This window comes from Hungatella sp. SB206, from assembly GCF_051132295.1.
Classification (GTDB): Bacteria; Bacillota; Clostridia; order Lachnospirales; family Lachnospiraceae; genus Hungatella; species Hungatella effluvii.
In genome coordinates this window covers 798,727-816,644 of sequence record NZ_CP096603.1, presented here as the reverse complement: position 1 = coordinate 816,644, position 17,918 = coordinate 798,727, and the positions used below count along the sequence as shown (strand labels likewise).

Sequence of the window (17,918 nt, the reverse complement as noted above, 5' to 3'; positions counted from 1 at the left end):
CTCCTGGAGTAAATAGTCCGGGAGGCACTAGCCGCCGTACAGTTCCACAAGATCTTCAATAATCAGAAGACCGATCGGCCCCAGGATAAAGCCCAGAAGACCGAACAGCTGGAGTCCCACATACATGGAGATCAGCGTTTCAAGCGGTGTCAGGCCAACCTTGTCTGCCATGATTTTGGCCTCCATCACCTGACGGAGGAAGTAGCAGATAATATAGATGACAAAGAGGCCGATTCCGTAGAGCCAGTCTCCATTTACCAGGCGAAACAGAGCCCAGGGAATCAGTACCGTTCCCGTGCCGAAGATGGGAAGCGCGTCGAGAAGGCCGATTCCGATTCCCAGAAGCAGGCTGTACTGATTGCCCATAAGGAAAAGGCCTGCGGTGCAGATGCACATGGTCAGGAACATAATGCTTCCCTGTGTCTTCAGCCATGCGCTGCCTACCATGGTCAGCCTGCTGCCCAACAGGGCAAATTCGTGGCGGAAAATGGAATTGTCACGGCGCATCCGGATATCCTCCATCTCCTGAAGGGAGAGGATGGTGGCGATAAACAGAATAATGGTCATGACCGTAACCTCCACGAAACAGCGCACGACAGTCATGGAGTTTACCATTAAAAACGGCATGGCGGCATCCTTCATGGCCTTCCCGCCGCCGACCAGCATCTCGCGCAGCATTTTCACCAGAAAGCCCCTGGGGAGGCGGAAGAGATTCTCGGTAAAAAAGCAGCAGCCGGTCAGCCAGCGGTCGAGGCTGCTAATCATCTGCGGAAGGTTATCGAAGAACAAATTCGCCTCCATACACAGCTTTCTCCCGCCATAATACAGAAGCGTGCCGAACAGCGCCATCAGGATGATGATCTGGACGCCGCCGATAACCGCCAGGGGCAGATGGACTTCTTTCCTTTTTAATGTAAACCGGCATTTCTTTTCCAGCCATACGGCGGAAGGGCGAAGTGCCAGGGCAAATATATATGCAATCAAAAAGGGAATCACCAGGGGCAGCAGATACTTAAAGCTAGCATAAACTGCCCCCGTAACTCCCAGTATTAAAAAAGTTTTCTTCAGTTTCCTACTCGGTTTCTCCATGGACTCACCTGTTTCTGTTTTGTACTTCTTTTGTACAAAATCTAGTATGAGCCGCAGGGCAGTAAATTATTCGGACTTGCTCCTGCCAAAATTTATCCAATTTTGTGATTTTCGATGTAGTATTTTTTTTTATTCGCTGAACCGCCCTCTACGACACAGAAATCCAGCAGATCGCCGACCTCCGTGTACAGCACCAGCGATTCCAGTGTCCTGGCCACGGTAGAACGGTTGATGACCTGTTCCCGGTCTGAAAACGGTGCGTACTGCCGATTGATCATATCCGCGATCTGCGTGATCGTCAGCGGCTGCTCCTTTGATCCATGTTGTTTTAATATATTTACAATTACCAGCGGAAATAAAACCTGATGCATGATACTCATCCTCCTGTTGAGGCTTAAAGATCATGCGTTCCCTGCCGCGGGACTGGATATCCGCCGCACGTTCTTTAAGCGATCGTCTTCTGCAACGCAAAAAAGCCTGTAGTTATAGTTATCATAACTGACAGGCGCGCTGCTGTAATATCGCTCACGCAGTACGACGGTTTCCATTTCGTTTTCCATTCCTTTCTTCCTATTATAAAATACTCCAAACGGAAAAGGAGGGATTCGAACCCCCGGTGCCTGACGGCACAATACTTTAGCAAAGTATCATCTTAATCCTCTCGATCACTTTTCCAATTCTTGAATTTCCCGTTTTTCCGAAGCGCGGCGGCTCCCGTCCCGCTTCGTTTGACGAAAAATGGATGCGGCAGGACTCGAACCTGCGTTGTTTCCGATGTGAGAGATTTACAGTCTCCTGCCCTCGCCGCTGGACTTACGCATCCTCAAATGTTACGTTTCAGACTTTCTTTCTGTTGTCTATGGTCATACTTTACCATACCGAACTATGCAAATTTGCATTACTTTAAAGATTTTTAAAATTATTTTTCATAGTATGGCAGATATCCTGCTGCACACAAAAAAGGAACCGCCGGGCAGCGATTCCTCCGATATCATTACATTTTACATTCAAAATGTCTAAACGGATTTCACGATAAACCATATCCCGACTGCATGGATTCCCTCTTATATTGTACGCCAAAAGCTTCACTGCAGTAAGTCTCTGCACTGAAGGTATCGCTGCAATATTCATAAGTGAATGCATGAGCTGGTCTGTTCATCGCTGTTATCCTCATAAAAACGTTTTTCGCCGGAAGCGGCAGAAGCGTTTTTGATTTCGTTTATGTTCGTTTTACTTCATCAGTGTATCACAGAGGATGCGGTCTGTCTGCTGTCTAAAGCCTCATCGGCTTGAAAACCATCTCCCCGTCCTCCCATTCCACACAAGCCAGATACGCGTGCCGGTTCGGGTCATACAGCGGATCTCCCGTGATCTCATCGTACTGCCGGGCGTGAAATACCATGATATCCCGGCCATTCTCATCGACAGTGAAGGAATTATGGCCGGGACCGTACAGTCCGGCCGTTTCATCGGTCACAAGGACCGGCAGCCGTTCCTTGGTCCAGCTGGCGGGGTCCAGAAGATCACTGTCTTCTTCGGCGCTCAGTAAGCCCATGCAGTATTCCGCGCCTGTGGCGCTGGCCGAATACGTCATGCAGATGCGTCCATTCCTCCGGATAACAGCCGGCCCTTCATTGACCCAGAAATCAACCCGCTCCCAGTCGTAATCCGGAGACGACAGGAGAACCTGTTTCGTCGCCAGACTATGCGGGGACTTCATCCTGGCAATATAGAGATTGGAAATCTTCTTTCCCACGCTCACCTTTTCCGCCCAGACACAGTACCAGGCGCCGTGCGAGGCAAAGACGGTCATATCCAGGGAAAAATCCTGAAAGGAAAAATCATCTGCGGCCTCCATCATCCCCAACTCCTGCCAGGGACCTTCCATGGGATCCTCCGCCCTGCACTCCAGCACATACGGCCGGATGGCCCAGACATCCTCGGCAGCGCCCGCGGCAAAGTAGAGGTACCAGGCGTCTCCGATCCGGTGAAGCTCCGGCGCCCAGATGTGGGCGCTCATCTCACCGCTTTTATGCTTTTTCCATACCGTTTTCTCGGGAGCCTCCCGAAGCCCCATAAGGGAATCCGACTTTCTCAATATTATTCTGTCGTACTCCGGAACGCTGGCCGTAAAGTAATACGTACCGTCGTCGTGGCGCGTCACATACGGGTCTGCCCGGTTACTGATAAACGGCACATTTTCCGGAGTCTTTTTATAGTTAAACTGATTCATACGTGTTATCCCCCTCCGACGCTTAACCTTTCACCGCTCCGGCCGTCATACCTTCAATGAAATACTTCTGGAAAGCAATAAACAGGATGAAGATCGGGATGATGGAGAACAGGGAACCCACGATCAGCAGGCTGTAATTGTCCCCATAAGGGTTGATCAGCGTATTTAAACCAAGGGTCAGTGTGTATTTATCCGAAGAACGGATTACCAGCAGCGGCCATAAGTAGTTGTTCCATGCGTTCATGCCGTTTAAGATCGCCATAGCGGAGAACGCCGGCTTCATGATCGGTACGATCAGCCTTAAAAAGATTCCGTATTCCGTGGCGCCGTCGATTCTTCCCGCCTCTAAGAGAGACTTTGGAAGGCTCAGTAAGTACTGACGGAAAAAGAAGATTGTGGATGCATGCGCCATGAACGGAAGGACAATGGCCGTATAGCTGTCCATCAGCTTCATCATGGACATCTGCTTATACAGCGGCAGCATGACAACCTCCAGCGGGATCGAAAGGATGAGAAGGACGATGACGAAAAATACCCTTTTCCCCTTAAACTCGTACGCCGCAAAGCCGTATCCGACAAAGGCGCTTACGGCCAGTGTCAAAAGCACGGTCAGAGCCGTTAAAAAGATACTGTTGAAGAACCAGGTCCAGTACTCGTGCTGTCCCGTGAAAAGAAGGACGAAATTGTCGAGGCTCATTCTGGAGAAGTTGATATCCAGGTTTAAGCCGTACTGTAATAAGTCGCCTCCGGGCTTGAAGCTGGCGATTAACATCAGCCAGATCGGAAGAATAATCACGATTGCCAGAACGATGAACAGGATGGTACTGCCCCACAGCTCCAGACTCGCCTTTTTTGATTTACCGGATAATTTCGTCTGCATACTATTTATCCTCCTCTTTAAAGGTACCTGTCAGCTTCAGCTGAATGACATTGACAACCATGACGATGATAAGAAGCACCATACCGACGGCACAGGCGTATCCCATGGCCCGCTTCTCCACGCCCTGCCGGTATAAGTATCCGACAATGGTAAGGCCAATGTTGTTCGGGGAGTTGTTGCCCTTGAACAGCATGGTACTCTCCAGGAACATGGACAGGCCCGCGTAGATGCTGATGGTCAGTACGTAGACTGTAGTCGGCTTTAACAGGGGGATGGAAATACTTTTAAACTGCTGCCATTTCGTCGCTCCGTCGATGGACGCCGCCTCGTATAATTCTGTCGGAATGTTCTGGAGGCCGGCCAGGAAATAGAGGATATTGACGCCGGTCCAGCGCCAGCAGGCCAGCAGAAGGAGGGCAAAATATGTGGTATTAGCGCCCTTTAACCATTTGATCGGGTCGAGGCCGAAAAATCCAATGACCTGATTGAAGAGGGAGGAGGCCGATTCTCCGAACATAAGCCGGAAAATCGTACCTGCTACCACTACCGACGTCAGAGCCGGCAGGAAATAAACGGATTTAAAGAACTCGGTCCCCTTTAACAGCTTATTGTTTAATAATGTAGCAAACAGCATCGGGAAAGGAATCAGCAGAACCAGTGTCCCGACCATATACTTAAAGCTGTTCCACACGGCTTTATAAAAGATTTTATCCGTCAGCAGCCGGGAGTAGTTGTTAAACCCCACCCACTCATCCTTCAGCACATCCTGAAAGCTTAACAGCACGCCGTTGCATATGGGGGCGATCCAGAACAGAAGGACCGTGATAACAAACGGGCAGATAAATACGTATGGGGCTATTTTCTGTGAATAAAACAGTTTTTTCATTCCGCTAACTCCTTTCCTCGATGCTTTCCATCATTACTTATCTGAATTCATTGTCCAACGTTTCCTGGGACTGGGTAAGTGCTTCCTTAATATCCATTCCATCCTCGTAAATGCTGTTGAGCGTTACGTTGCAGAATTCGTTGTTGATGGACGGCATCTTCTCATCTGTAAAGCAGGTCAAGAGACCAATACTGTCTTTTACTTCATTTAATACGTCAAATGGATAGGTGGTAAAATACTGTACAAACTGGTTATCCGGATTCTGTGTCAGCGCCGTGTCGGTCCATACTTCTGTGTTGACCGGGTCAAAGCCCAATACGTTCCAGATTTCCTTACTTGCTTCAGCAGACAGCTTGATGTATGCCATCACTTCTGCCGCCAGGTCTGCGTGCTCGCCGCTGGCTACAACAGCCGTACCGGTACCGCCGCCGCCGATGGTCTGAACCTTGCTGCCTTCAAATGCAGGAACGGCTGCGATTGCTACTTTGCCCTTTAAGTCGGTCATGTAGTTGGTGTATCTGGATGTCTGCCAGAAAGGCATAATCTGTGCTGCGTAGTCGCCGGAATTATAGAACGGATACGCTTCCTCGTTGTCAGGCTGTCCGCCCGGAACGGTTGCAAATGCGCCTGTATCCTGCATTCCCTTTATGTAGGTCAGTACTTCTACCATCTCGTCGCTGGTGATGTTGACATTGCCGTCAGCGTCTAAGTAATTTCCGCCCTTCTGAGCCAGCATCAGATTGATCATCCACTGTGCGCTGGTTTCGATACATGCGAAATACTTGCCGGTTGCTTCATAGTACTTGACGCCCGCTTCCTTGAAGTCATCCCATGTCTTAATGCTCTTGTAGTCAACGCCTGCCGCATTTAAGATATCTTCGTTATAGAAAGCTACCGTGGTTCCTACGTGGGTCGGGAAGCCGTAGATCTTTCCATCCTTGGAGTAAATGTCGAGCCTGGATTCTACAACGGTGTCTCTGTACGGCTCGATTGCAGATGTCAGATCCATCAGGCCGATTTTCCCTGTCATGAACGCCGGGAATTTGCCCAGCTCGATATCCACGATATCCGGCGCGCCTTCGCCTGACTCCAGAGCCAGAGACAGCTTGTTGTGCATATCATCGTAAGCCATGTTGCTTAAGACCAGCTTCACCTTCTTATCCGGATTCTCTGCGTTCCACTTCTCCGCCATGTCTACATAGAACTGCTGGTGCAGCTCGATGAAGGTCCATACATTTAAGGTGGTAACGTCGTCGCCTTCCACGGCCATCTCATTCTTGCCTGCGGAAGCAGCTGTCGTCGTCTCGGCGGCCTTGGTATCATCTGTTTTCGTATCTGCGCTCTTGGAGCCGCATCCTGCGAGGGCTGAAACTGCCATCGCTGCCGTCAGTAAAACTGCTAATACTCGTTTTCTCATAAAAGTTTCCTCCTTATTCTGAATCATTTATTCTGATCAGGCTTATTCGCCTGCATCACACATGGTATAGTTCCTTCATCCATACGGTCATCTCACCCGGCGTGCGGTTGCACCACCTGGCGTATGGAACTGCCTTCAGCAAAACATCTTCTAACTGCGGCCGTTCTGCGGCGTACAGCGTCTTCTCCTGCGGCGCTCCTGCGGCCAGCCGTTTGCCGTGAATGGAAACGCTCACCACGCCGCCTAAAAGATCCGGTTCCCAGGTCTCAGCCGGCGGCTGGGAAGTATCTGCAAAAACTCCGGCCAGATTCGCGCCGTTGTCCGTTTCTTCCAGACAGTACACGACAGGCCCTTTCTTAACGGCCACTTTTCCCGCGTCCGCCCGTACCATGGGATTGGCCCACACATAGGCGGCCGGCATATTCCAGGTAAGAGTGACCGGGTCATGGCCGCTGTCCTCATCCAGCACGGCGTACCCCGTCTCCTCATGCCACCGGACCGGTCTGCCGTCACGACCCGTTATTGCAAACCCTTCTGCATATGCGGGAATCCGGAGCGCCAGCTCCATCTCCTTCCCGCCAGCTCCAACTCGTGTAATCTCACACCGGCCTTTCCAGGGCATCTGACTCTCGATTTTAAGAGAACCAGGGATTCCATCGATTACGGCGCTTACATATAAGTTTACATAAACTCGTTTTCCTTCTCGAAATGCGATATAGTGGCCCAGGCTTGCTAACGTTCTCGCAATGTTAGGCGGACAGCAGGCAACGCCGAACCATTTCTGGCGCACCGGCTTGACATGTTCCATGGAAGTCCGGTTCATGCAGTTGTCCGGCCACACCTCCAGGGGATTAACGTAGAAGAAGCTCTTTCCGTCCATGGCGATTCCCGCCAGGATATTGTTGTAAAGCTCCAGCTCTACGATCTCCATATAGGAAGCGTCCTTTGTGATTCTCGCCATGCGGCTTCCGAAGAGAGCCAGGCCGATGGACGCGCACGTCTCGGAGTAATTCCGGTCGTTCGGCAGGTCGTAATCGGTTGTGAACCGCTCCAGAATGCCGGAGGAACCGATTCCTCCTGTCAGGTACATTCTCTTTCTGGTCATATTGTCCCAGAGAGTCTTACAGGCATCCATCAGGGCTTCGTCCCCGTATTCCAACGCCAGATCAGCCATGGCACAGTACATATAGACGGCTCTGACTGCGTGCCCCTCCGCCGTCTTCTGATCCCGCACCGGCATATGGGACTGAGAATAGGCCGGGTCATATCCGGAGAACTCAGGAAAGATTCCCCTGCCGCCTCTCCTCTTCTGCTCCTCCAGAAAATAATTCGATCCCACGCCCCGGATATCGATAAAATACTTCGCAAGCTCCAGATACTGCCGTCTGCCGGTCACGCGGTAAAGACGCACCAGTGCCAGTTCGATCTCCTGGTGGCCGGGATATCCGTGAATCTGATCCGCCTCCGGCCCGAAGGTATCGCAGAGCAGATCAGCCGTTTTACAGACAATCTTTAAAAATTTATCCTTCCCGGTGGCCTGATAGTAGGCAACAGCGGCTTCTATCATATGGCCCGCGGTGTAGAGTTCGTGCCCCTCCTGGAGATTTTTAAACCGTCCCTCCGGTTCCTTTATAATAAAGTATGTATCCAGATAACCGTCTTCCTGCTGGGCTCTCCCGATCAGTGCGATCGTCTCATCGGCCAGCCGCTCCAGCTCCTCATCGGGAAAAGCCTCCAGCGTATACGCCACGGCTTCCAGCCATTTCGCCACGTCCGTATCCTGGAACACAGCTCCCATGAAGTCTCCTTCTTCTTCCCTTGCAGCCACTTTAAAATTGTGCAGGCAGTGGCTCGGCTCCGCGTCCTTTACTAAATCGTTTAATATTTCCCACTGATACGGGATAATGCTTTCTCTCACGAGATCAATGGAAGGTTTCCAGAATTCATCGGTAATTTTCGTATTTCTCAGCGGTATTTCCTGAAACATCTTAGCGTTTCCTCCTTTCTCGTTATATTAAACGATTAACATAAATGTTAAAAAAAAATACCATTTTTAACGTATGGCATGTTTTTATTGGCTTTTTCTTATCATTTATGCATTAGATATGCTTTTTTTATACTTTCATTTCATCTTTTTGTTTTATATGTTAGATAATATCACAATAAAATTGCCTTGTAAAGTACTTTTGCGCAATTTTTCCATTTTATTAATCGTTTCATATAGGGCATTTTGACTACAAGTATAGGATTTTCCTATGGCAGCAAAAAAGGAAGTACAGTCTGCATGTCCGATATCTCTCGGTTAGCAGATCGTACTTCCTCTCGTTGTCACTCCGGAATCTTTTCTGATGAATTCTTTTCTGATGAATTCTTTCCTGGAGTATTCTTATCTGATGAATTCTTTCCTGGAGTATTCTTATCTGATGGATTCTATTCTGGTACATTCTTCTAAGACATATTCTTTCCGGATATATCCTTCACCGACTTCCGAATCCGCCTGGTACACTCCACTGCGCAGACGGAGTCCTCTTCGCTGATCTCCCTGCCTTCCAGCATCTCAATCATGATTTCGCTGGCCCGGTAGCCGATATCGTGAAGCGGCAGGTCAATGGTCGTCAGCGGCGGATTATAATAACTGGACAGCTCCCGGTTATCGTAGCCCACCACGGACAGATCCTCGCCCACCGCCATGCCTAACTCCGCCAGCCTGTCGTAGACGCCGCCCGCCATCAGGTCGTTCATGCAGAATACCGCCGTGATGTCCTTTGCAAGAAGCTTCGTAATGCCCTCATAGCCTGATTCCCTGTTCCAGTCTCCCTCGGTCACGAACCCCGGGGAATAGAGGATTCCGCTGTCAAACAGCGCCTCCTGGTATCCCACCAGCCGGGACTGCGCGTGGATACTGTCCGATTTTCCCATGATCACGCCGATTCTCGTATGGCCGTTCTCGATTAAGTATTTCGTGATCTCGTATGCGCCGTGGCAGTCGTCCACCACGACAGAGGGCACCTTCGGCGTCCTGGAGTAGCCGTAGGCCATCACCGCCGGTATGGGAAGGTTGTCCGGTATGCATAAGATCGGCCGCTCATGGGCCGCTACATAGATGATTCCTTCCACCTGCTTCTGCATCAGCTTTTTGATCTCGCGGCGTACCACCTCGTAGTAGTCATCCTTGCTGTAGTAGGTGTCATTATACTTTTTATAAAGCCTTAAATTGATCAGAAGAATCTGATAATCCACCTGTTCGCACTGTTCCGTAATTCCATCTATGATATCCGGAATGCTGAATATGGTCATATCCTCGGCGATCACGCCGATGCTTCTCGTTTTCTGCAGCTTCAGATTTTTGGCCACCACGTTTGGCGTGTAATTCATCTTCTCAATCATAGCCAACACGTTTTTCCTGGTCGCCGCGCTGGCCCCGGGCTTATCATTCAATATATTTGATACCGTTGCCACGGAAACATTGCATGCCTTTGCAATTTCCTTTATGGTTGCCATTCAATCACCCCCAAGTCTCTAAAACTATTAATACAGATTTTGGGGGAAATGTCAAGCTGAAACGTTTAATATATACAAAATCTCTGAATCTCCCGGTTCAGGACCGCGCCAATCCTCTGGTAGCCCGCCCGGTTGGGATGAACCCGGTCTTCCAGGTATATACCGGCATTATCGCGATGAATTCCGCACAGCCGCCGCATGTCGATGAGCGGGAAACCCAGCCGCTTACTGGAGCGCTCCAGCTCCTCGCAGTAATCAAGCATGGTGTGTCCGTTTTTGTTGGGCAGTTCGTAAGCCTCTCCCGCCTGCGTCATGCCATCCGGGCACTCAAACCGGTAGATCGGAGTCACCCAAACCAGTTCCGCAGTGGGAGCCGCGGCGCGCAGCCTGTTTACAGCTTCCTTTATCCCATGGGAAAACTCTTCCAGCCCGCTTCCCCAGTACCAGTCATTGCTGCCATGCCAGATAAGAAACAGATCTGCGTCTTCCGGAACCGGATTCTTATCGAGTACCTCCAGCATGCCGACGGGTGTCTTCCGCGTCAGTCCGCTGGAGCCGACGGCAAAATTATAAACCTTTTCCAGGGAGAGGCTGCTTTTCAGCATGACTTCATAGCCGCCCTCCCCGTGTGTTCCCGTAGAAATACTGTCGCCGTAAATCGCCATTGTCTTCATAAAAATATCTTACCTCATAAGTCATACAAGTCAGGATTTAAAATGTCAGTTTCATGTCCCCCTGCACCATAATCGAATGCTGTGCGCCCTGATAGATCAGATTCAGCTTGAAGCAGTCCTCCGTATGAATACTCACCTCAAGGGACCCGCCTGCGTCTGCGGCCTCAAAATCAGCCGTCTTTCCAGCAAACCAGTACTGCTTGCAGCCCAGAACGCCTCCCCGCACCAGATGCTCGGATATCTCCCAACGGACCGTCGTTTCCGTCTCATTCCTGTCGAGGGACAGGCCTGCGGCGTACTGGACCAGATAGAGAATCGGAGCGAGGCCGGACCAGCCCACGAAATCCTTGTTGTCTGCATCCCCGCTGGATATCTCATCCGGCGGATAGTTCTCCCAGATAGTTCCTGTCTGCTCATAGACTTTTGCGATCACGTCCAGATGGTTGATGGCGATGTCCTTGGCCAGCTTATGGAATCCGTGCTTCTCCAGTCCGCAGGTGACGAGGGCATTGGTCGGAGCCCACACGGAGCCTCTCCAGTATCCGCCTCTTGGATCGTATCCCTCTTCGTCCGCAGCCACAACCGGAATCCGGTGTACGCGGTTAAAGGTCTCCTTGTCCTCCAGCCATTCGATGAGACGTTTTCCCTGCTTCTCATCTGCCACGCCAGACACCAGCGGGAAGAAGCCCGCGATCGTCTTGATTCTGGTCTGGCGCTCGCCAAATGTCATATCGTAGTAAAATCCGTCCTGTTCGTTCCACATATAGTGATTGATTTTCTCGATCAGAACCATGCGGTCCTTCACGAGGCCTTCACGCCGCTTATCGTAATCCGGCACCTCGTATCCCCGTTTTACCAGGACATCCATGATGTCAATCAGATTGCCTGCAAACATGGCCATCTCACTGCTGGTATCTACCGCGAGCCCCAGATGCTTATTTCTCGGTGAGTTATCCATACTCGCCCAGTCCGTAACGTACAAGCCGTTCTGATGGCGCAGATGGTACTTCATCGCCTCATGATAGTGGTAGAGCGGCTCAAATACCATGTGAAGACGCGCCGCGTCTCTCGTATGGCAGTAGCTCTCCCATTCCGCGAAGGCGAGAAGGGGATGGTTTAGATTGTCCAGGGTCAGATACGGCTTCTTCTCGATGATGCGACCCATATTCGGCTTGTACATGTCCTCATACGGCAGCTTTCCCAGTTCTCTCAAGGTACGGAAGCCGTAGTGATTCTGGAAATAGGAGTACAGCGGGCTGTCAAAGGCGTTGACCCACAGGAGAAAATCTTTTCCCGTATCCCGCACCATCTCTCTGGGTATCTCCCCATCATCAAACTGTTTGCAGTAAAAGTTATCCAGGGAACAGATTCCCGGAACGTAAGGATGAAGAAGATTGCAGAACAGCGTCATAAATACCGTGTCCCAGAGGAATATATCATCGTTAAATGCAGCGTCCACAAAATTGCTGACAAACCCGCTGCCCTCTGTCGGACGGTGTACGTTGGTATATAAAACCTGAATCGCATAATTGTAGCAGTCCACCCATTCCGGATGGCTTGATACGATAGGAACAGGAAGCCTGTCCTTTACCTCTTCGTAGCTTAAAAGGGGCGCTCCGTCGTACTCTTTCTTATCAAAATACATTCCCCTGTCGAGGGAATCCAAAAAGCTGTAATCTCTGTCCATACCCTGCTTCTCCTCTTTTATATTGGTCAGCTGTTAATCTTCATCCACAGATATTCATATGGCTCCAGCGTGACCTCCTGATTCATCAATTTACCGGAAAGCAGACCGCTTCCCGCCATTCCTGTCTCTAATTCTACCACATCATCCGATACATTGATAAGTACCAGAATCTGATTTTCTTTCGTTCCCCTCAAGAGCGCGAACACTTTTCTATCCAGCTTCAGAACCTGCTGCGGACTGTTGGGCGAGAACGCGTCCTCCTGCTTCCGGATCTTTAACATCTGCCTGTATCCAGCCAGCACCCGGCTTCTTAAGGACTCCGGATCCGAGAGTTCCGCCTTCAGCTGGTCTGCGTCAAGCTTCTCCCTGTTAATCCGTCTCTTAATCCCTGATTCTTTGAAATCCTTATAACAGTTTCTGGAGCCCAGAAGGCTGTGGTAATAAATCGCAGGCATTCCCATGACGGAAAGCAGAATACACTGGGAGCCAAGGAATTTGCGGACCATTTTCCCCATATCCGTCTCGTTGCCGGCTATGGCGTCCAGGTAATTGATATTCAGTTCATACGGCACCATACTGCCGTCGGCCAGGGATCGGTAACCGACTTCTCCGCCGCGCTCCATGACCTCTGCCACCATGAGGCGCCGTTCCCCCTCGCTTAAGATGTCTTCCACCGGGCGAAGGCCGATTCCGTCGTGAGATGCCAGGAAATTAAAGTAGGAAGTCGCTTCCGTAGTCGGTTCCAGCCCCGCCGCCCAGTCTGATAAATGCGCCGCGCTCCCGCTCAAGTAGGAATACAGGGTCAGCGGAGGAAGCGGAAACTGGTAAACCAGCCCGGCCTCATCATAGCCGCTGCCAAAGTAGCTGATGTTCTCCTTATGAGGCACATTGGTCTCTGTTATAATTGTGCAGCCCCTTGCGCAGGACTCCAGGACACACCTCATCAGCTTGATCAGCTCGTGGGTCTGCGGAAGATGCATGCACGTCGTCCCCAGCTCCTTCCAGGCAAAGCCGATGGCGTCAAACCGGATAAAACGCGCGCCCTTCGCCGCATAGAGCAGAAGTACATCGAGAATTTCCATTAAGACTTCCGGATCCCTGTAGTTTAAATCCAGCTGGTCCTCGCTGAAGGTGGTCCACAGATACTTCGTCCCCATGGAAGTTTCAAACTTCGTGAGCAGCGGCTGCGTCCTGGGCCGGATCACGGTGCTGTAGTCCCCATCGGGATCCGCCTCGATGAAGAATCCCCGGTAGTGCGGATTTCCTGCCGCATACTCTTTAAAGTACCGGCTCGACTTAGAGACGTGATTGATCACTGCGTCAAACATCAGATCGTACTGTTTCCCCAGATTCCCGATATCTTCCCAGTCTCCCAGCTCCGGATTGATCTCCTTAAAATCCGTCACTGAGAATCCGTCGTCCGACGTATAGGGGAACATGGGAAGTAAATGGACCGCGGTCACCGTATCAGAAAGTTCCTCGCTCAGAAATGAGCGGAGTGTCGCGAGAGGCGCTTCCCCCTCTCTTCTGATTCCGTCACCGTACGTAATCAGCATGACATCTTCCTTACTCACCCATGGATATAGCGCCTCACCGGAGGTACTCCCCATCTTAAGTTTCCACGATTCCGTCAGTGCTCCTATCCGTTGTTCCAGTTCCTCCCAGCAGTCCGGGTATAAATTTTGTAAGTGTTCTTTTATGCTGTCCATATTCTATCTCCATGCGATGTATAGTGTTATAATTTTATTTCCCGGTACCGTACAGGTTACGGTGTCTGCCGTGTGCTTTACTTCCCCTTCCAGTTCCTCCAAAAGGCTGCACGCCCGGCATTCACCGATCTCCCGGCCGGTGCGGATCACCAGTTCCTCCTCGTGGCTGCTTCTGTTATAGAAGCGCACCACCGTTCCGTCCATTGTCCGGTGCTTCTTAAGGGCGCTGAGCAGGATGTTTTCGTTGTCAAAGCTTAAGAAGGATCCGCAGCCCCCTCTCTCTGCCGGAAGGCGTGGTACATCTATTCCATAAAGAGGATATAAGTATTTCTCTGCCTCCCTTGCCGGATTCTCTTCATCAAACAGAACCGCGTATTCCACAGTGGTCTCCCCCAGCTCCATGGCTCCCTTCGTCTCCACTACGGGGGTGGTGCTCTCCTGTCCATCCAGCCATGAGGCTGGAAGGCCGTGAAACAAGTAACTCGTACTCCGAAGCAGGGTGATGTAGAAGTCCACTGTCTCTCCGTTTTTCTTCGTGTGGTACTCATAAAGCCCTTTTCCTATCACGTGGAAGCTTCCGTCACATTCCGCCGCCGTCCCCTGCGGGGCGCTTTCCTTTTTTCCCCTGAGTCCTGCGTATCCCCGCATCGGGTTTAACAGGGACTGGGTCGATTTAAGCTCCGGTGCAAAGTCCTTTCTTTCCCCTGTCCGCACTGTCTCCTCAAAACCTGTGTTTGAGTATTCCACCGGATTTTTTAATGTCACCGGGAATCTGGCGAACAGGATGTGATCCGGACAGGGATTGTCGATCTGTACCGTAAATTCCACCCGGTCCGTTCCCTCAGTCAGACAGACGAGCGTTACGATCCGGCACACCCGATACTCGGCGGAGCGCTTTAAAAATCCGCGGTCCGCCCGGTCCGGTATGTTCAGTTCGGCCGTTATCTTAAGCTTCTGTGACAGGGGGCTGTTGTGAATTACGGATACGCCCGTCAGCCTTGCCAGAACATGTTCGTCCAGAAGCGGAGACACGTGCTGATACTCATCCCCCGCCTCGCCTCTGTCCACGAAGCTGTTCAGTCCCTGGTATATTTGTCCGTTCTTTTTGTCCTGCACATTGATACTGGCATCTTCATTGACGGTGACAGAAAAACGCTGGTTTTCAATCTTAGCCCCGGATGGCTGGCGCCGCACGTAGAATTCCTGACACCGCTTCTCCAGAAGACGGCTCTTCTGAATCCGGAAATACCGGATGGAAAGCGCCGGAATATCTTTTACCGGAAAGAGGAGCTTCACACACGTTCTCGGAACCTTCTCCTTGCTGTTATAAAAGTATTCCCTTGTGATCACCTCATCGGAAAGTTCCAGAATTTCATAGGGAATCTCCTCGCCGTTGTCCCCGTAAAGCACGAAATCCTTCCAGCCTCCGGCCTTCTCCAAGTGCACCGTCTGTTCCGTCATCCCCGTATAGGAAAATGGATGGGGATTGAAGACTGCCAGATACGACTCATCGCCAAAATCCTGTCCGTACTCTTCCCGTCCCGTCAACTCCTCCATCGCCATCTCGCTGATCCGTGAGGAAGACTGGAGCGCATGGGTTAAATAGGACTTGATATCGTCCATCACCTCGTCGGTAGAACAGCCGGAGATTCCGTCGTGTCCCAGAGATATGGAGATGTTTCTCCAGATTTTTCCGAAGAGCCCTTCCGGATAGTCAAATCCGTCTCCACAGGCAGAGGCCAGGACGGCCAGCGGCTCTGCATACCGTTCCACCTGCGACTGAACCGCAAACAGAAGGCGTTTGATCCGGCCCCGGCAGGAAGTGACCGCGGTCGGATCCGGCCCGTACCGGAAATCCCGCAGCTCCCCTCTGACCGTTTTAAGGCCGCAGAAATCGCCCGCCGCTTCCTTCGCCATTTCCGCGTAATCGGCAATGGAACCATTTCTGATATCCAGCTCCGGAAACATTTCCTTCACGTCTCTCACCATAGCCGTAAAATCCGGGTCCTGGTAGAGATGATCGGAACCATTGATCAGCAGAAAGGTATTTAAACGGCTGGATTCCTTTAACGTGCGGTAGGCATCGTAAAAGTGCTCAGCCACGGTCTTTCCCATTTTCCCCCAGCTCTTCAGACTCCAGTATCCCAGAATCATATATTCACAAAGGACGCGGGACCCATCCGGAGACTCCCACCAGAATTCCTTTTCTTTGTATTCCGTCCGGTCCACGCCCCGGAAGAAGAACGCCGTATCGATTCCCACGCCGTTAAATATCTGCGGAAGCTGGGAAATATGACCGAAATTATCCGGCACATATCCCGCGTTCAGCTTGCCTCCAACCGACCGGCAGACCTCATCTCCCAACAGGAAATTACGGATCAGCGCCTCTCCTCCGGATAAGAACTCATCCGGCAGATTATAGAGCGGCCCGAATACGAGACGCCCCTCCGCCGCCAGCTTCTCGATTCTCCCCCTGTTTTCCGGATATATCTCCAGGTAATCCTCCAAAACCACCGACTGTCCGTCAAAGGTATAGCACAGAAACTCCTCATCCTGTTCCAGAAGGGAGATCAGCCGGTTCATCAGCCCGCAGAGCCGGATCTGGAACTCCTGAAAGGTACGGTACCACTCACGGTCCCAATGGGTTGATGCCGCGATCAGAATCTTATCCATGTTGCATCCTCTTTCCACCGCTGCACGGTTTCTTACTTATCTGATTGTTGCTTTATTCCGATTACTACTTAATCCTGCAAGACGTATCGCGGTCAAAGAACATCACCTTGTCGTCCTTCACGTTTAATGCCACGTTAGTCTTCGGCGCCATCTCCATGTAGGTGGTGGTGTGAATCTTCACTTCATTTCCGCCAATCTTTGTGATCAGAATGGCATGGGAACCCTGGGGTTCCACGAAATCGATGACGGTGTCGCATAAGTAACCTTTTGTCCGATCCATGGAGAATGACAGATCGATGTATTCCGGCCTCACGCCTAAGTCCACCTCTTTGCCGGCGTACGGCAGAAGTGCATCCTTTAAGGAATCCGGCACCAGATAGTGAATATCATCGTTTACAGCCATCAGGCCGTCTGCCGTCTTTTCGATCTTTGTGACAAAGAAATTGGTCGGCGGCGTGCCGATGAACTCTGCGACAAATCTGGTCGCACTGTCCTGATATACCTCCATGGGCGTGCCGATCTGCTCGATCCTGCCCTTGTACATGACGACGATTCTGTCTGCAAGGCTCATGGCCTCAGACTGGTCATGGGTAACGAAAATGCTGGTGGAATTCTGCTGGATATGGATATTCTTCAGCTCGGTTCTCATCGACACACGGAGCTTTGCATCCAGGTTGGACAGTGGTTCGTCCATCAGGAAAATCTTCGGCTTCACAACAATCGCCCTGGATACGGCAACCCTCTGTCTCTGACCGCCCGACATCTGCGCCGGATAACGATTTAAGAGTCCTACGATGTCGGTGGCTTCCGCTGCCGCCGTCACGCGTTTTTTGATCTCATCCTTCGGCACCTTCTGGAGCTTTAAGGGATAGGCGATATTGTCAAATACCGTCATGTGGGGCCAGATGGCGTAGCTCTGGAATATCATGGATACGCCGCGGTCCTTCGGCTTCTTTCCGATTACGTCTTCCCCGTCGATTAATATCTCACCGCCGCTGATATCCTCCAGACCCGAGATCATGCGGATGGTGGTCGTCTTGCCGCAGCCGGACGGTCCCAGAAATACGATGAACTCTCCCTTCTCAATGGATAAATTCATATTATTAACAACCAGTGGACCATCTTTCGTATATTTTTTCTGCAAATTCTTGATTTCCAAATAACTCATA

At 51.0% G+C, this 17,918-nt stretch carries 14 protein-coding genes and 2 tRNA genes; all 16 read right to left on the bottom strand.

Going from position 1 to position 17,918, the window contains the following annotated elements; all coding sequences use genetic code 11:
* Window positions 1–27: 27 nt before the first annotated feature.
* On the bottom strand, window positions 28–1,089 hold the full coding sequence (locus M1L66_RS03680; RefSeq protein ID WP_434690964.1) for an AI-2E family transporter: 1,062 nt from the start codon (window positions 1,087–1,089) through the stop codon (window positions 28–30).
* A 92-nt stretch (window positions 1,090–1,181) separates the two neighbouring features.
* A complete protein-coding gene (locus M1L66_RS03675; RefSeq protein WP_055654608.1) occupies window positions 1,182–1,460 on the bottom strand; it encodes a hypothetical protein in 279 nt (92 codons plus the stop codon).
* Between the two features lie 30 nt (window positions 1,461–1,490).
* Window positions 1,491–1,649 carry a hypothetical protein gene (locus tag M1L66_RS03670; RefSeq protein WP_187022578.1) on the bottom strand — a complete coding sequence of 53 codons (159 nt, stop codon included), beginning with the start codon at window positions 1,647–1,649 and terminating at the stop codon, window positions 1,491–1,493.
* A gap of 30 nt (window positions 1,650–1,679) precedes the next feature.
* Window positions 1,680–1,764 (bottom strand) — tRNA-Ser (locus M1L66_RS03665).
* A 64-nt stretch (window positions 1,765–1,828) separates the two neighbouring features.
* Window positions 1,829–1,912 (bottom strand) — tRNA-Tyr (locus M1L66_RS03660).
* A 450-nt stretch (window positions 1,913–2,362) separates the two neighbouring features.
* The gene (locus M1L66_RS03655) at window positions 2,363–3,322 is read right to left on the bottom strand and encodes a family 43 glycosylhydrolase (protein ID WP_187022579.1); all 960 of its coding nucleotides are present in this window, start codon (window positions 3,320–3,322) and stop codon (window positions 2,363–2,365) included.
* Between the two features lie 22 nt (window positions 3,323–3,344).
* Window positions 3,345–4,202, bottom strand: coding sequence for a carbohydrate ABC transporter permease (locus tag M1L66_RS03650; protein WP_434690960.1), 858 nt, complete (start codon window positions 4,200–4,202; stop codon window positions 3,345–3,347).
* A 1-nt stretch (window position 4,203) separates the two neighbouring features.
* Window positions 4,204–5,088 carry a carbohydrate ABC transporter permease gene (locus tag M1L66_RS03645; protein WP_002601819.1) on the bottom strand — a complete coding sequence of 295 codons (885 nt, stop codon included), beginning with the start codon at window positions 5,086–5,088 and terminating at the stop codon, window positions 4,204–4,206.
* Window positions 5,089–5,125: 37 nt separating this feature from the next.
* Window positions 5,126–6,505, bottom strand: a complete 1,380-nt coding sequence (locus M1L66_RS03640; protein ID WP_434690957.1) for an ABC transporter substrate-binding protein — start codon at window positions 6,503–6,505, stop codon at window positions 5,126–5,128.
* A 55-nt stretch (window positions 6,506–6,560) separates the two neighbouring features.
* Window positions 6,561–8,492: a glycoside hydrolase family 127 protein gene (locus M1L66_RS03635; RefSeq protein WP_434690954.1), complete on the bottom strand. Its 1,932-nt coding sequence runs from the start codon at window positions 8,490–8,492 to the stop codon at window positions 6,561–6,563.
* 461 nt (window positions 8,493–8,953) lie between these two features.
* Window positions 8,954–10,006: a LacI family DNA-binding transcriptional regulator gene (locus M1L66_RS03630; protein ID WP_187022581.1), complete on the bottom strand. Its 1,053-nt coding sequence runs from the start codon at window positions 10,004–10,006 to the stop codon at window positions 8,954–8,956.
* 65 nt (window positions 10,007–10,071) lie between these two features.
* Window positions 10,072–10,680 (bottom strand): SGNH/GDSL hydrolase family protein, encoded by a 609-nt coding sequence (locus M1L66_RS03625; protein ID WP_434690950.1) that lies wholly within the window; start codon window positions 10,678–10,680, stop codon window positions 10,072–10,074.
* A gap of 37 nt (window positions 10,681–10,717) precedes the next feature.
* A complete protein-coding gene (locus tag M1L66_RS03620) occupies window positions 10,718–12,367 on the bottom strand; it encodes an MGH1-like glycoside hydrolase domain-containing protein (protein ID WP_434690948.1) in 1,650 nt (549 codons plus the stop codon).
* Window positions 12,368–12,393: 26 nt separating this feature from the next.
* Window positions 12,394–14,076, bottom strand: a complete 1,683-nt coding sequence (locus tag M1L66_RS03615; protein ID WP_187022584.1) for an alpha-amylase family glycosyl hydrolase — start codon at window positions 14,074–14,076, stop codon at window positions 12,394–12,396.
* A gap of 3 nt (window positions 14,077–14,079) precedes the next feature.
* Window positions 14,080–16,749, bottom strand: coding sequence for a glycosyl hydrolase-related protein (locus M1L66_RS03610; RefSeq protein ID WP_434690945.1), 2,670 nt, complete (start codon window positions 16,747–16,749; stop codon window positions 14,080–14,082).
* Window positions 16,750–16,813: 64 nt separating this feature from the next.
* A complete protein-coding gene (locus M1L66_RS03605) occupies window positions 16,814–17,917 on the bottom strand; it encodes an ABC transporter ATP-binding protein (protein WP_117621121.1) in 1,104 nt (367 codons plus the stop codon).
* Window position 17,918 lies beyond the last annotated feature (1 nt).